Source organism: Paenibacillus sp. JCM 18996 (assembly GCF_055392555.1).
Genome location: NZ_AP043884.1, coordinates 2,099,686 through 2,114,813, shown reverse-complemented (window position 1 = coordinate 2,114,813; position 15,128 = coordinate 2,099,686). Strand labels below are relative to the sequence as shown.

Here is a 15,128-nt window from a genome sequence, read left to right as displayed (position 1 = left end):
GAATTAATCATTTAAAAATATCCAGGGGGGAGAATTCATGATCGTCGTTCAAAGGCGCAACAAGATTAAAGAGATCCTTTTTCAGGAACGCAGTGTCAAGGTTTCCGATTTGGTTCGTGAATTCAACGTTTCCGAAGAAACCATCCGCCGGGACTTGAATCAGCTGGAGCAAGAAGGGTTGATTGTAAAAAACTACGGAGGCGCGATTCTGGCTGACGATCTCCAGCTGGCGATGAGCCATATCCCCCCTCTCCAACAGCGTAAATTCGAGCACTATGAGGAAAAGGACGCCATAGGCAAAAGGGCCGCGGAACTGGTGGTTGAAGAACAAATTGTCATCCTGGATTCCGGTTCCACAACGTGGTGCGTCGCCAAGCATTTGAAGCCTACTCCCAGACTGATCATCGTAACGAACGGGATCAACATTGCGGACGAATGCAGCAGCTCGGAGGACGCATCCATCTTTCTGATCGGCGGACAACTTATCAAAAAATCGATGAGCCTTGTCGGACCGCAGGCCGAAGCCGAAATGCAGAAATACAATGCGCACTATGTGTTTTTGGGAACCTCCGGAATCTCCTTGAAAAATGGATTCACCAGCTCCGACCTGTACGAGGCGGAAATAAAAAGGGTAATGATCTCATCCGGACAGAAGGTCGTCATCGTTGCGGACCACAGCAAATTTTACCGCCAGGCGCTGCTATCCTTTAGCAGCTTTGCGGATGTCGATATTTTGATCACCAGCGATTTGGCCGACCCGGATATTCTGGGCGAAATCGAAAAACAAGGCGTGGAAGTAATAGCGGTATCCGTGAAAAATGGCCAGAACCATGCTTAGCGGAAGGAAAGAGACGGTTATGGCCCAAATTAAGCCGAACTAGAAATGACGGAGGCGACCTTTTATGAAAAGAAGTGAAGGGCGGCAAGCACAGGCGAGGACGGCGGAAATGTTTGAGAAAGCCGGAATCGTGCTGACTGCGGAGGAGAAAGCGGGCATTGAAGTCGCGTGCTTCGGACTGGACAGCTTGGAACGCCAAGGACTGGAGCTGCTCACGTATATCAATACGGATCGTTACTGCGCCAAGGAGCTGGCGCTTTTTCCGCGTCAGACTTGTCCCGAGCATCTTCATCCTCCGGTCGGCGCGGATCCCGGCAAAATGGAAACTTTCCGCTGCCGCTGGGGGAAAGTGTTTCTGTATGTCGAGGGTGAGCCGACGGCCGTTATCCAGGCGGTTGTTCCGGCCGAAAGTATGCCATATTACACGGTGTTCAGGGAAGTTGAATTGAATCCGGGAGAACAGTACACGATTTTACCAGGCACAAAGCACTGGTTCCAGGCCGGTGAGGAAGGCGCTATCGTTGCAGAGTTCTCCAGCACAAGCCGCGACGAATTCGACATTTTCACAGACCCGAACGTGAAGCGTCTGCCGGTGGTTGAGGAAGGCTAGAACTAGCCTTTCTTTGGGTCTGACCCGCTCACCGTGTTGGGCCGCAACGCACGCCGGGAGAGTCGCATGTTAGAATGTGCCGGGTTTGTTGTACCGGTTTTCTTATACCGGGAAGTATACGGCGATTACGCATCAACTAACAGGAAAAGTTCCCTCTAATCTGCTTTCTTGGGTGTACGTGCCTTTATTAACAGGATTTCCTCCCTGTAATTCGGCACAGTGACCATGTAGGAGACATTTTCCACCATATTAACTGGAGCTTTTCCCGCAAAAGGATCCTACAGAGTTCATACGGTTCTGGATAAAACAAATACTATCGGTGTCATTGTCGACGACATCTCGAACATCTTTTACTCGGGAATTATTAGAGGAATTGAAAGCGTTGCCAAAAGTAAAGGCTACAATTGTGTGTTCTTAAGCCGGACTTCCAACTTAAACAAAGAGACTTCTTTCCTCGATCTTCTTTATGAAGGGCAGGCGGACGGCATTATCCTGGTCAGCTTCCAACAGCGGGAGCGCAAGGAACTGCAGCGGATCAAGGAGGAGGGCGCACCCGTCGTCCTGATTGGAGACCATGGGGAAATGGAAGGCCTGTGCTCGGTGGATGTAGACAATTCGGCGGGGATTGCCGAGGTCGTAGCTTATCTGCACAGTATCGGCCACCGGAATATCGGTTTTATTGCAGGGCCGGACACGGCATCCGCGAGCAGGTACAGGTTCAAAGGGTACAGCAGTCTTTGGAACAGCTGAGCTTGACCTACAATGCAGAATGGGTGGTCAGATCCGATTGGTCAAATGAATCCGGTTACAATGCGATGAAGAAGCTCATCGGCTGTCCCGACATCACCGCTGTGATCGCATCCAATGACGAAACGGCTATCGGTGTATTGCGGGCTGTCCAGGAGAACGGCAATCGCAGAACACCAGAAGCTGGCCAGAAAAATCATCGCGGACGTGCTTACGGAGAAGGTGGAAGAAGGCATGCTGGATGAAAAAGAGGCTTGTGAGTTCGCCGACAGGATTCTGCGTAAAAATCTTATCGATCTCTACGGGCTGGAGCTGGATGGAACGATCACTTGCCGGTAGTTCTGGACTGCATTATGTGTGAAAAGTGTTTTACTTATTCCGATCGGAACTCCATCACGACTTGTCGGCATTCTGGACCTGCGCCATGGGTGAATGGGGGATTTCAATGTATTTGGGAGGTATCGATATAGGCACCACTTCACTGTGCTGTGTTGTGGTCGAAGCGGATGGCGGGAGGCTCGTGAGAACGGTGGCCAGGGCCAACGATTCCGGCATAGTGTCACCACGCTCTTGGGAAAAGCTGCAGGATCCTGCCCGTATTGTTGAGCTGGCTCAGCAGCTGCTTCGGGATTGCGGCGAGGTGTGGGAAGGCGTTAAGGCGGTAGGGATTTCCTGCCAAATGCACGGGATTGTATATATTGACCGTGAGGGAGAGGCGGTTAGCCCGCTTTTTACCTGGCAGGACGGCCGGGGGGGTCTGAAGCATGATTCCGGCCTCACTTATGCGGCCTATCTGAAAGAAGCTACGGGCTACACGCTCGCTGCAGGGTACGGGATGGTCACTCATTTTTATAATATTCAAAATAACGCGGTCCCGCCGGAGGCCGTTTGCTTCTGCACTATCGGCGATTATATCGCTATGAAGCTGTGCGGAGAAACTGTACCTTTGGTGGATGCTTCCAATGCGGCCGGGCTTGGCCTCTTCTCTCTAGAGGGGTTAACTTTCTCTCTTGATGCCATGGAAAAAGTGGGGATGGATCCCGGGATGGCACCCCGTCTCGCGGAAGGCATTATCGGAATAACCAAGGATGGCAAGACTGTTGCCTGTGCTATAGGGGACAACCAGGCCAGCTTCCTGGGGGCTGTGCCGGGTCTTCGAGGGACGCTGCTTTTCAACGTGGGAACCGGGGCCCAGGTTTCTGTCTTTTCGGAGACGCTCCGTCAGGGGTGCTCAGTCCGATCCAGCGACAAGATTATTGAATCCCGTCCTTTTCCCGGAGGAGGGTATCTGCTGGTCGGTTCTTCGCTGGGCGGGGGTAAATCTTACGCGCTGCTGGAGCGGTTTTTTCGGGAGGTATGCCGAACTTTTGGTGCATTTGAGGAACATAGCTTGTTCGATCAAATGAACCGGATGGCGGAAGAGGCGATCAGAGAAGACGCGATTACAGAAGAGACGATGACAGAAAAGACGATGACTGAAGATGTGGAGTTTCTTCAGGTGGGGACTCAGTTTTACGGTGCGAGACAGCGCCCTGAATTAACCGGCTCGATTGCCGGCATAACGGAGCGGACGTTTACTCCGAAGCATTTGGCAGCCGGCTTTTTAGACGGGATCGTCCAGGAGCTGCTGGATTTTACTCGGGAATTTCCGGCAGACTTGCGCAGAAGCTTGACAGCCGCCGCAGGTTCGGGTAATGGAATCCGCCGGAACCCGGCGATGCGGCTGCTTTTGCGCAAGCGGCTGAATCTTCCCGTATACTTATCCGCTGCCCATGAGGAAGCCGCCTTCGGAGCAGCCCTTCATGCCGGAGTGTGCTGCGGAAGTTTTGCGGGTTATGAGGAAGCGATCCAGTACACCTTCAAGGAGGAATAATGACCATGTTTAAATTGGCTATCATACATACGACACCGGCGACCGTTGATTCGCTGAAGGGATTGGCGGCAGAAATGATTCCGGGCGTACATGTCGTCAACCTGATGGACGATTCGATTCTCCCTGAACTCGGTGCAAACGGAGGACGGATCGAGGAAGTGGAGCAGCGCTGGCGCCAGTATGCGCAGATCGCTGAGAAGCTGGGGGCGGACTGCATTTTAAACGCCTGCTCGTCTATCGGAGGGCTGGTAGATCTTGTTCAGCCTGAAATTGGAATTCCCATCGTACGGATCGATGAAGCGATGGCGGAGTTCGCGATTGGCTCAGCGTCTGAAATCGGCGTTGCCGCCACGCTGGCTACGACGCTGCAGCCTACGCTGCGCCTGCTTGAAGACAAAGCGGAGCAGGCCGGCAGGGCGGTGCGGCTGCATCCGCTGATCATCTCAGCGGCCTACCGGAAACTTATGGCCGGAGACAAAGAAGGCCACGATCAGGAGTTGTCCGTATCTCTGCGGGAGATGGCCAAAAATGCGGACATCGTCGTGCTGGCGCAGGCTTCGATGGCCCGTGTGCTTTCCCGTTTTTCTGACGAAGAGCAAAAGAAGTTTATTACGAGCCCAAGGCTGGGAATGGAGAAAGTGAAAAGGATACTGGAGCTTTCGAAGTTAAGCTGAAGGCAACGGGGCACTGTTGTACTTTTTGCAACGGGTTCGTCTATTAACTGTCCTGTTTACCTCTTCTGTTGCACAAAATGCAATGGACTAACGAATCAAGCTGTTACCTAAGGTTACGCGCCTCAGAAGTTACATGATACGGGAGAGTGGATCGCGTGAAAGATAAAAAGCTGTATATGATTGGCAATGCTCATTTGGACCCTGTATGGCTGTGGCAGTGGCAGGAAGGATTCCAGGAAACGAAAGCCACCTTCCGCTCGGCACTGGACCGTATGAAGGAATCGGAGGATTTTATATTCACCTCAAGTTCAGCAGCGTCATATGAGTGGGTCGAAAATAACGATCCTGTGATGTTTGAGGAAATCAGGCAGCGAGTCGCCGAAGGCCGCTGGAATATCGTCGGGGGCTGGTGGATTCAACCGGACTGCAATGTCCCCGGAGGGGAATCCTTCGTAAGGCAGGGATTGTACGGCCAGCGTTATTTCAAGGGAAAGTTCGGTGTGACGGCCAAAGTGGGATACAACGTGGACAGCTTTGGACACAACGGCATGCTGCCGCAAATTCGGGTGATCCGCGCAGATTTCAAGCCTGCCGAAATCAAAACGTTCCGTGTGTTTAGAAATTCCGAGCTGGCCGTGACGGAAACCAATTTGCTGGAATGGGATGAGATGTAAAAATGAATCAGGATACAGTCATTCGCAAGCAGCTGCAGGATACGGGAAAATACATGATGGATTATGGTTTGGCCTGGGGAAACGCGGGAAATATCAGCGCAAGATTGGATGGAGACCGCTATATCATAACTGCCAGCGGCACTTATATGGGCGAACTGGGCGATGAAGACTTCGCCGAATGCTCCATTGCAGGCGCTTCCCGAAAGGCTGCGGGAACACAGAAGCCTTCGAAGGAAGTGCCGATGCACCAGGCGGTATATGAAACCCGCCCGGACGTGAACGCAATCCTGCACGCTTCCCCTTTTTACAGCACGATGATTGCCTGCAGCGGAGAACCGGTCCCTTCCGAATGGTTCGTCGAAACGATGTACTATTTGGAGCGGGTGGATCGGGTAGAGTATTGCCATCCGGGATCACGGGAGCTGGGGGAGGCCGTTCGGGAAAAGGCCGGCAAAGCCAATATTCTGCTGCTTGAAAATCACGGGGTCCTTGTATACGACACGAGCGTGAAGGAAGCGAGAATGGCGCTGCAAACGCTGGAGATGGCGTGCCGGATGCTTGTCCAGGCCAAAAGCTCGGGCATCTCCCTTCGGCCTCTTCCGGAAGAAACAGTTCAGGATTTCCTCAATCACTCCGGATACAGACCGAGAAGGAAGTGGAATTCATGATCGGAATCGCTGCAGACGACATTACGGGAGCTAACGATATTGGAATCATGTTTGCCAAGTCGGGGCTGGAAACCTACGTTTATCCGATGGAATCGTGGATGGCCGGCGGTACGCCGGGTAAGCGCCTTCCCGATGTGCTTATCATCGATACGAACTCCCGGCTGGACGGGCGGGAAGACGCCTACGGGAAGGTTTACCGGACGACGAAACGATTGAAAGCGTTAGGCTGCGGGACCTTTATCAACAAAACTTGCTCGGTGTTCAGAGGCAATATCGGTGCGGAATTCGACGCTATGCTGGATGCGCTGGATAAGGAGTTCGCGGTCGTTGTTCTCGGTTTTCCCAAAAACGGCCGAACCACTATCGGTGCGATCCATTATGTGCACGGCAGGAAGCTGGAGGATTCGGAATTCCGCAGCGATCCGGTCCATCCGATGGCGGAATCCAATCTGGTGCACATCCTTCAAAGCCAGACGGGCCGAAAGGTTGACTTCCTCGATATCGGTGTAGTGGAACAGGGAAGCGATGCGCTCAGACAAGAGATTACGGAAAAAAAAGAAACGTGCAATTATCTCCTCCTTGACGTTCGTGACCAGCAGTCGCTGAAGATCATTGCCGAGGCCGTCAAGGACGAAGCGATCCTTTGCGGTAGCTCGGCATTGGCGGAAGAGCTGGTGCTGCTTAATGCGAACGCCCTGACTGCCGGCAAATCCCCGGAGTCCGCAGATTTCGCATTCGATGGGCCGGAAGAGTTTGGTGAGAACGGCAGCAGAAGCGGCGGCTGCGATGCTGCCCTGCATACTCCGGCAGAAGCCCGGAACAATGTGCTGTGTGCGGCAGGCAGCCTCATGCCACAGACCGCCGCCCAAATCGCATACGCTAAACGTCAGGGAATCGTCTCTTTGGAAGTGGATTCCTTGCAGCTGCTGGAACCTGAGCAGAGCAAGCAGCATCGGATGCATGTGGCACATGCGGCAATCAGCGAATTGGCGGCAGGACATGATGTGCTTGTCTACAGCTCTCATTCCCTTGATAAAGTGGCCGAGACCAAAACGCGCGGTGCAGAACTCGGCTTTGGCAAGACGGAAGTGTCCAGGCTCGTATCGAACGCACTGTCGGATATTGTGAAAGCGGTGACCGACGCGACAGGCCAAAGGAGGCTGCTGATTGCAGGGGGAGAAACCTCGGCGGCTGTCTGCAGGGGACTGGGTGTGGACGGAGTGAAAATATTGCAGGAGATTGAACCCGGGCTTCCTTCCTGCTTATCGCTGGGCGAGCCCGGCCTGCTGCTTGTGCTCAAATCCGGCAGCTTCGGGAGCGAAGATTTTTTTGTCAGGGCGATGGAGCATTTAAAGGGCTTGGAAGCGAACAGTAATAAGGAGGAGGAACGCGGATGAACACTATTTTGCAGGAGTTAACGGAGAAATATCCCGATTTGAACGGATGCCGGGAAGACATCGGCAAAGCGTTCGAAGCGATGAAGCGGTCGTTCGAAAACAAAGGGAAGCTGCTGCTTGCAGGCAACGGAGGCAGCGCCTCGGACTGTGAGCATGTCATGGGGGAGCTGATGAAGGGCTTCGTCTCAAAGCGGCCGGTTCCCTCTTCCATGAGGGAGAAGCTGATGAAGCAAGAAGATGAAGAAGGGAACTATCTGGCGGACCATCTGCAGGGGGCCCTTCCGGCAATTTCCCTTGTAAGCCAAACATCGCTGATGACTGCTTTCGCCAATGACGTCGCAGCGGATATGATCTTTGCGCAGCAGGTTTACGGCTATGGTCAGCCTGGAGATGTACTGGCGGTGTTCAGCACCTCGGGCAACTCGGTGAACGTGGTGCGTGCCGTGCAGGTGGCGAAGACTCTGGGCCTGGTCACCATTGGATTTAGCGGACGGGACGGAGGCAGGCTGAAAGAGCTGTGCGACATTGCCATCCTTGTCCCTTATGACCGCACGCACGATATCCAGGAACGCCATCTTCCCGTTTATCACGCGATATGCCTCATGCTTGAGGAGACTTTTTTCTCATGAAAACTGTACTTGGCGGAATAGACATCGGCGGAACGAAATGCGCGGCGGTTCTCGGTTTTGAAAATGACGGCCGGCTGGAGATCGCGGCAAAGATCAGCTTTCCAACACGGCAAGGGGCCGGGGAAACTTTGTTGGAGCTGGAAAATGCCTTGGAAACGCTTATGCGAAAAGAAAGCATCGATTCCCTGCATGCGGTCGGTATCAGCTGCGGCGGTCCGCTCGACAGCACGAACGGATTGGTGCTGTCGCCGCCCAATCTGCCGGGATGGGACCGGATTGACGTGGTTGCACCATTCCGGAACAGGTTCGGCGTCCCGGTCGCCCTGCAGAATGACGCCAATGCCTGCGCGATGGCGGAGTGGAAATGGGGAGCGGGCCGGGGGACGCAGAACATGATTTTCCTGACCTTCGGAACCGGGATGGGGGCCGGCCTGATCCTGAACGGCAGGCTGTACTCGGGAACGAACGATATGGCTGGCGAAGTCGGCCACATGCGGCTGCAGGAGGAAGGACCGGCCGGCTACGGCAAGATCGGCTCTTTTGAAGGCTTCTGCAGCGGCGGCGGAATCGCCAGGCTTGCCCGTACCATGGCCGGGGAATGGTCACGGGCCGGCCTTTCAACGACGCTGGCCGATCTGCAATCGGCGGATCCGTATGGGCTTACCGCCAAGCAGGTCGCCGAAGCGGCGCAGGCCGGAGACGAACTGGCGCTCAATGTCATAAGAACCGTAGGGAAGCAGCTGGGCAGGGGGCTGGCGATTCTGGTCGACGTACTGAATCCGGAGCGGATTGTCATTGGCAGCATCTATGCGCGTCAGCAGGCGCTGTTGGAGCCTCTTGTGATGGAGGAGCTGAGGCGGGAGGCATTGCCGTTGTCCCTTGAAACTTGCCGGATCGTGCCGGCGGGACTTCAGGAAAATGTCGGCGACGCCGCCAGCCTCTCTGTAGCCCTGCACGCTTTCGATGAAATGCATCGTAAAGGAGACAGCTGCCATGTTTAATTATATTTTTTCCGGTCCCCGAGGGACCTTATCGGATGGAAGCCGCATCGTGATGGACGGGCTTCACGTTTCCGTGAGGCTTGATTCGAACACGGTGGAAGAGCTTAAGTTCACAAGCTGCGTGCCGTCTGTAGACACGGGCCGTTTTGGACATTACACGGATTATACTTGTCTTTACGGCAGCGAAGACGACTCTATTAGCGTCCGGCTCGTATTCCGCTGCTGCGGAAATTTTGTGCTCGTTTATGTCCATGGAGAGATCAGGAATGCGAACGATTTCGGCAGCCAGCGGAATTTTTCTGCTGAAGCGGGGATCAACGTCCGGGTAGAAGGCCTGCCGGAGCTCAAGGGACTTATGGCCAATTACCAGCATAAAGATTGGTGGACCCGTCCCCACTTCGATCAGGACCTGTCCCGCCTGCCCGAGAGAACCTTGTCGCTGCTCTGGAAGACAGAGAATACCTACTACCATCTTCTGCCTGTTTGCGGACCCGTATTCCGCACGGATCTCGGCGGAGAGGACGGCGGCTTTTCCGTCCGCATTTCCTCCCGGCAGGCAGGGCTGAGCCGATGCGACGCTTTTGCTTTTATTCTTGGAGCCGGAGACAAGCCGTTTCAGCTTATGCGGGATCAAGTCGGTGCAGCGCTTAAGGAATTGGACTATTCTACATTGCCCCGCGAGCGCAAAGCGTATCCGGAAATACTGGATTACCTTGGCTGGTGCAGTTGGGACGCTTTTTACCATCAGGTTGGCGAGGAAGGCCTTCTTGCCAAAGCGCAGGAATTCAAGGAACAGGAACTGCCTGTGCGCTGGTTCATGATCGACGACGGCTGGTCCCAAACCTCGGAGCATAAGCTGATCGATTTCGAAGCGGACTGCGTAAAATTTCCCAAGGGTTTGGCGGGGACAGTATCGGAGCTGAAAGAAAGTTTTGGAGTCCGGTGGGTCGGAGTCTGGCATACCATTATGGGCTATTGGGGAGGCATTCATCCCGGCAGTCCTTTGGCCCGGCAGTATGGCGATTATTTATGGACCACTTCAAAAGGAAACCTCATTCCCTTTCCCGACGCGGGCAGAGGGTTCGGCTTCTGGAACGCCTGGCATGCGTTTTTAAGGCTGCAGGGGGTTGATTTTGTGAAGGTGGACAGCCAAAGCGCGGTCGGCAATTATTTGAAGCATCACCGTTCCGCTGGGGAAGCCGCCGCTGCCGCACATCAGGCGTTGGAAGCGTCCGTCGCCCTCCATTTTGATAAAACCGTCATTAACTGCATGGGCATGGCCTCGGAAAATATTTGGCACCGCCCGCAATCCGCCGTCTCCCGCAGCAGCGACGATTTCGTTCCGCAGGAGCCGCACGGTTTTCAGGAGCACGCTCTGCAAAACGGCTACAATTCCTTCTTCCACGGGCCCCTCTATTGGGGTGATTGGGATATGTTCTGGACCATCAATCACGATGACGTCCAAAACGCGTTGCTGCGCTCCATCAGCGGCGGGCCTGTTTATATAAGCGATGCCGTGGGACGCACCGATCCCCGCAAGCTTTGGCCGCTCATTTACAAGGATGGCAGGGTCATCCGCTGCGAGGAAACGGCGAACCCGACGGAGGACATCTTGACTCTGGATCCGACGAGGGAAGCCGTACCCTTAAAGCTTTGGAATACCGCCGGCGGAGGAGCGGGTGCAGTCGCCGCCTTCCACATTCACCGGACGGAACCGTCTGTCACCGGGTCACTTCAGGTTCGCGACGTTCCCGCATTGGAGGGTACTGCCTGCCTGGTGTACGAGCATTTTTCCAAGCGCTGCTTTGTCCTTCTTCCGGAAGAACGGCAGGAGTTCAGCTTAAAAGCCGGACAATGCGCTCTCTATCTGCTGATTCCCTTGACGGGTTCCGTTACACCCATCGGCCTGATCAATAAATACATCTCCATCGATACGGTCCTTGCACTCCGAGATACCGGCCGATCTACGCTCGTTTCCTTGAAAGAAGGAGGGACTTTCGCGTTCTATGCAAAGAACAAGCCGCAGCAAGTTATCCTGGCCGGCACGCAAAAAGAGCTGCAGTCTGCGGGCGGAAATGTTTACATCGTGGAATGCGGAGACTGTGCCGGTGAAGTAGCGATAGAGATCGTTCATTTTTAAACAAAAATGCACTGAAAAGGATGGAAACGCATGCTGCTGGCCATAGACGCGGGAACAACGAATATAAAAGCCGGAATTTTTGACGAATACGGCAATGCCTTAGCTGGCGCTGTAAAGGCGAATCATCAGTTTCAGCATCCTGATGGTTTCACCTTTTACGATCCGCATCAGTTCCGGGAGACGGCTGTGGAGCTGATCCGGGAAGTGACGGGCGGCGCAGGGAACGCGAAGATACAAGCCGTCGGGATTACGAGCATGGCGGAAACCGGCCTTCTGGTGGACAGGTCGACCGGTCAGCCGCAATCTTTTCTTATCCCCTGGTTTGAGCCTTCTTGCCTTCCTCAAGCGGAATGGATAAAGAACCGGATCGATGAACAACAACACTTTTATAAAACAGGCCTGCGTCCCTCCTACAAGCAGGGGATTGCCAAGATCATTTGGCTCAGGGCAAGGGATCCGCAGGCGCTTAAGGGTAGCGTGTGGCTTTCGGCCTCCGCTTATCTCGCCTTCTGCTTGACTGGCCGGTTTCAGGAAGAGTATACGCTTGCCGCCCGCACCTTTGCATTCCGAATAGATGAGAAGAAGTGGGATCTGCCGTTTGTGCAGGACTTGGGGCTGAGTGCCGATGTGTTTCCTGAGGCCGCTTCTTCCGGCACAGCCGTCGGTAACGTTAAGCAGCCGCTCGCGCAAGAGCTAAGCCTGCGGGATGGCGCCAAAGTGTTTATAGCCGGGCATGACCATGTTTGCGCCTCTCTCGCCGTCGGTGCCATAAGAGCAGGAGATGCTTATAATTCTATGGGCACGGCGGAAACTCTTGTAGGAACCATCTTGGCCCGGCCGTTAAACGAAGTGGATTATCAAGCGGGGCTCTCCTTCGGCCTGCATCCGGTCGATGGCCAAATGTTCTGGATGGGAGGGCACTCCTCTTCGGGAGGGTCGGTCGAGTGGCTGCGGCACTTGCTGGGTGACAAGCAACTAAGCTATGGGCAAATTTTGGAGCTGTCACAGCAAACGGATTCTTCTCCAGGCGGCATTCTCTTTTATCCTTATTTGTCCGGAGGAGGGCTGTCTTTGCGCAATCCCAGGTCCAAAGCGGCTTTTGTCGGACTCACCGGAAAGCACGGAAAAGCGGACATGCTGAAGGCGGTTTTTGAAGGCAGCGCTTATCAGATGGAGACCATCCGAAGGCGGGCGGAGCAGGTGAGCGGGCAATCCCTTCGGCAGATGACGACGGTAGGCGGAGGAGTGCATAACCCTTGTTGGCTGCAAATCAAAGCGAACGTATCCGGAGTGGAAATCCAGGTTCCCCAATTGGCGGAAGCCGCCCTGTTCGGTGCCGCTCTTACGGCAGGTGTTGGAGCCGGATTGTATTCCTCATTTGCGGAAGCGTCCTCCGCGGTTTCTAAGTCAATGGCCGCCAGCTATCTGCCCGATACGGGGTATCATGGTATTTATCAGCGTATATATGAACAGGGATTTGTAAAGCTGCAGGAGTCTCTTGAATTTTTCGACGAGTGGATATCAGGCGCTTTGCATGGAGAAAAATAAATCAAGAAGCGCTGGAGTTCCTTCATCACAGCTCTATAAAAACGAATGAATTTTATCGAGCACTTCATCAATGATTTTTTGAGGAGCTCTGTCCTTAATTTCAATGTTTCTCGCTCGCCAATCCGGGCTTTTCACTTGATCTGGCAGAATAACACCTTTTATTTCGAGACCTGCTGATAGTTCAACTTCAAAGGGATACCCTTTTTTTTGGTTCGTAATCGGGCAAACTGCAGCAAATCCGGTCACAAGATTGAACGCCTGGGGTGATAACACAATCCCTGGCCTTCTTCCTGCTTGTTCAAATGTTCACACATACAGTTTAAATCGAGGGCTTGAATCAAATAATGTACATACAAGTTGAATATGCTATACTGGTTGTACAAGCGAAGAAAGCCCGAGGTGTACAATGGAAGACAAGCGCGTGCCGAAGTATCAGCAGTTGAAGCAGGAAATTATGGCCTGGTTTGAAACGGGAAGATTGAAGCGGGATGAACAAATGCCGTCGGAGAACGAAATTGCGGGCCAGTTTCAGATGAGCCGGCAAACGGTGCGGCAGACGCTCGGCGAGCTGGAGCAGGAAGGGTGGCTGTACCGCGTCCAGGGGAAGGGCACGTTCGTTTCCGCACCCCCAAACAGACCCTTTCAGCAAGCGCAAAAAATGATCGGAATGGTCACAACGCATATATCCGATTATATCTTTCCGCATATCGTCCGCGGGGCGGAATCGGCGCTTCGCAGCCGGGGGTACGGGCTGCTTTTGTCCAGCACGGATAACGATAAAGGAAAGGAATCGGACAGTTTGAAAATGATGCTCGGGCAGCCATTGAGCGGGTTGATCGTAGAGCCGACGAAGAGCGCGCAGGGAAACCCGAATTTGCAGCATTATCTAACGATGCAGTATCGTAACATGCCTTTTGTAATGATAAATGAGAGGTATTCCGAAATGAACTGTCCATGTATAAAGGTCGATGACGAGGAGGGCGGATTCAAGGCCGCGCAGCATGTGATCCAACTCGGGCACCGAAACATCGCCGGATTTTTCAAAACGGATGATCTGCAGGGCGTCAATCGTTTAAAAGGCTTCATACGGGCCCACCAACAGGTTCAACTGCCTTTGCTCCCTGAATCTGTCGTTCATTATACCACCGAAGAAAAGACGGTCAAGCCCCGCGAGTCGGCTCTGGCTATGCTGCAGCGGACGGAGAGGCCGACGGCGTTCGTTTGCTATAACGATGAATTGGCGGTTTCACTCTTGGATGCCGCACGGCAGGCCGGATTGAGCGTGCCGGAGGATCTGTCCATAGTTGGCTTTGACGATTCCGCTTTGGCAACGGCCACGAACCTGACCACTCTGACGCATCCGAAAATGGAAATGGGCGTACAAGCGGTAGAGCTGCTGCTCTCCATTATCGAAAATAAAGCTTTTGACACCGGGAAGGACATCGTCTTTAAGCCGGAACTGGTTGTAAGGGAGTCTACAAGAAAAATATAAACCGAAACAGCGGAACCTGTATACTTGTGTGTACAGGTTTTTCTTTTTATAAAAAAGAATAGCCAACTCGTACGTACAAATGTATAATGGAGATGAAGATACATCGAAACGGAGGGGGAGGTTCCTTTTGCTGGAAGAGCTGAAGCAGGAGGTGCTTGAGGCCAATCTGGACTTGCCCAGGCATCGGATGGTAACGTTTACATGGGGGAATGTGAGCGGCATCGACCGTGAGAATGGCCTTGTGGTCATTAAACCGAGCGGTGTCGCTTATGAAGAAATGAAACGCGATGATATGGTTGTGGTTGATCTGGATGGAGCTAATGTGGAAGGAAAGCTGAAGCCCTCGTCGGATACGCCTACGCACCTTGTTTTGTATAAAGCTTTTTCCAAAATCGGCGGCATTGTGCATACGCATTCTCCGTGGGCAACAAGCTGGGCGCAGGCGGGAAGAGGCATTCCGGCGCTTGGGACGACTCATGCGGATTATTTTTACGGCGAAATCCCATGCACCAGATTGATGACGGAAGCCGAGATCCAGGGCGCTTATGAGAAAGAGACCGGGAACGTTATCGTGGAAGCTTTCAACGGGCTTGATCCGATGCAGGTTCCCGGTGTGCTGGTCAATTGCCACGCTCCTTTTACTTGGGGCAAGGATGCGCATAACGCGGTCCATAACGCGGTTGTCCTGGAGCAAGTCGCCAAGATGGCCTCGCGCACTTATGCGTTAAACGCAGCCGTTCCGCCGATGGACCGGAATTTGCTGGACCGGCATTTTTTGCGCAAGCACGGAGCTAACGCGTATTACGGCCAAACAATTCAATCATAAAAAGGAGATGC

Annotated in this window: 15 protein-coding genes and 2 pseudogenes; 16 read left to right on the top strand and 1 reads right to left on the bottom strand. The window is 53.6% G+C overall.

Features of this window, described 5'->3' with window-relative positions; all coding sequences use genetic code 11:
• Positions 1-37: 37 nt before the first annotated feature.
• The 14 genes and pseudogenes from ACZ5N7_RS10500 (at position 38) to ACZ5N7_RS10435 (ending at position 12,799) form a co-directional block, all read left to right on the top strand.
• On the top strand, positions 38-838 hold the full coding sequence (locus ACZ5N7_RS10500) for a DeoR/GlpR family DNA-binding transcription regulator (RefSeq protein WP_464654125.1): 801 nt from the start codon (positions 38-40) through the stop codon (positions 836-838).
• A 64-nt stretch (positions 839-902) separates the two neighbouring features.
• Positions 903-1,448, top strand: a complete 546-nt coding sequence (locus ACZ5N7_RS10495; RefSeq protein WP_464654124.1) for a D-lyxose/D-mannose family sugar isomerase — start codon at positions 903-905, stop codon at positions 1,446-1,448.
• Positions 1,449-1,694: 246 nt separating this feature from the next.
• Complete coding sequence (locus ACZ5N7_RS10490; RefSeq protein ID WP_464659229.1) at positions 1,695-2,198, top strand: substrate-binding domain-containing protein; 504 nt, start codon at positions 1,695-1,697, stop codon at positions 2,196-2,198.
• Between the two features lie 23 nt (positions 2,199-2,221).
• A pseudogene (locus tag ACZ5N7_RS10485) lies at positions 2,222-2,302 on the top strand (hypothetical protein); the annotation flags it as partial.
• 10 nt (positions 2,303-2,312) lie between these two features.
• Complete coding sequence (locus ACZ5N7_RS10480; protein WP_464659378.1) at positions 2,313-2,534, top strand: hypothetical protein; 222 nt, start codon at positions 2,313-2,315, stop codon at positions 2,532-2,534.
• A gap of 106 nt (positions 2,535-2,640) precedes the next feature.
• Complete coding sequence (locus ACZ5N7_RS10475; protein ID WP_464654123.1) at positions 2,641-4,068, top strand: sedoheptulokinase; 1,428 nt, start codon at positions 2,641-2,643, stop codon at positions 4,066-4,068.
• Between the two features lie 5 nt (positions 4,069-4,073).
• Positions 4,074-4,742 carry an aspartate/glutamate racemase family protein gene (locus ACZ5N7_RS10470; RefSeq protein WP_464654122.1) on the top strand — a complete coding sequence of 223 codons (669 nt, stop codon included), beginning with the start codon at positions 4,074-4,076 and terminating at the stop codon, positions 4,740-4,742.
• 155 nt (positions 4,743-4,897) lie between these two features.
• A complete protein-coding gene (locus tag ACZ5N7_RS10465; RefSeq protein ID WP_464654121.1) occupies positions 4,898-5,416 on the top strand; it encodes a glycoside hydrolase family 38 N-terminal domain-containing protein in 519 nt (172 codons plus the stop codon).
• Between the two features lie 2 nt (positions 5,417-5,418).
• A complete protein-coding gene (locus ACZ5N7_RS10460; RefSeq protein WP_464654120.1) occupies positions 5,419-6,084 on the top strand; it encodes a class II aldolase/adducin family protein in 666 nt (221 codons plus the stop codon).
• On the top strand, positions 6,081-7,481 hold the full coding sequence (locus ACZ5N7_RS10455) for a four-carbon acid sugar kinase family protein (protein WP_464654119.1): 1,401 nt from the start codon (positions 6,081-6,083) through the stop codon (positions 7,479-7,481). The genes ACZ5N7_RS10460 and ACZ5N7_RS10455 overlap by 4 nt, the downstream gene beginning before the upstream one ends.
• Positions 7,478-8,110: a D-sedoheptulose-7-phosphate isomerase gene (locus ACZ5N7_RS10450; RefSeq protein WP_464654118.1), complete on the top strand. Its 633-nt coding sequence runs from the start codon at positions 7,478-7,480 to the stop codon at positions 8,108-8,110. The genes ACZ5N7_RS10455 and ACZ5N7_RS10450 overlap by 4 nt, the downstream gene beginning before the upstream one ends.
• Positions 8,107-9,111, top strand: coding sequence for an ROK family protein (locus ACZ5N7_RS10445; protein WP_464654117.1), 1,005 nt, complete (start codon positions 8,107-8,109; stop codon positions 9,109-9,111). Before ACZ5N7_RS10450 ends, ACZ5N7_RS10445 begins: the two co-directional genes overlap by 4 nt.
• Entirely contained in the window at positions 9,104-11,251 is a 2,148-nt protein-coding gene (locus ACZ5N7_RS10440) for a Sip1-related alpha-galactosidase (protein WP_464654116.1), read from the top strand. The genes ACZ5N7_RS10445 and ACZ5N7_RS10440 overlap by 8 nt, the downstream gene beginning before the upstream one ends.
• A 30-nt stretch (positions 11,252-11,281) precedes the next feature.
• Positions 11,282-12,799, top strand: a complete 1,518-nt coding sequence (locus tag ACZ5N7_RS10435) for an FGGY-family carbohydrate kinase (RefSeq protein ID WP_464654115.1) — start codon at positions 11,282-11,284, stop codon at positions 12,797-12,799.
• A 33-nt stretch (positions 12,800-12,832) separates the two neighbouring features.
• On the opposite strand, the pseudogene ACZ5N7_RS10430 reads toward ACZ5N7_RS10435, so the two are convergent.
• Positions 12,833-13,099: pseudogene (locus ACZ5N7_RS10430) on the bottom strand (type II toxin-antitoxin system PemK/MazF family toxin); the annotation flags it as partial.
• A 106-nt stretch (positions 13,100-13,205) separates the two neighbouring features.
• Between ACZ5N7_RS10430 and ACZ5N7_RS10425 the strand changes: the two are divergent.
• Together ACZ5N7_RS10425 and araD are read left to right on the top strand one after the other, a co-directional pair.
• Positions 13,206-14,291, top strand: coding sequence for a substrate-binding domain-containing protein (locus ACZ5N7_RS10425; RefSeq protein WP_464654114.1), 1,086 nt, complete (start codon positions 13,206-13,208; stop codon positions 14,289-14,291).
• A 127-nt stretch (positions 14,292-14,418) separates the two neighbouring features.
• The gene (araD, locus tag ACZ5N7_RS10420) at positions 14,419-15,117 is read left to right on the top strand and encodes an L-ribulose-5-phosphate 4-epimerase (RefSeq protein WP_464654113.1); all 699 of its coding nucleotides are present in this window, start codon (positions 14,419-14,421) and stop codon (positions 15,115-15,117) included.
• The last annotated feature ends 11 nt before the right edge of the window (positions 15,118-15,128 follow it).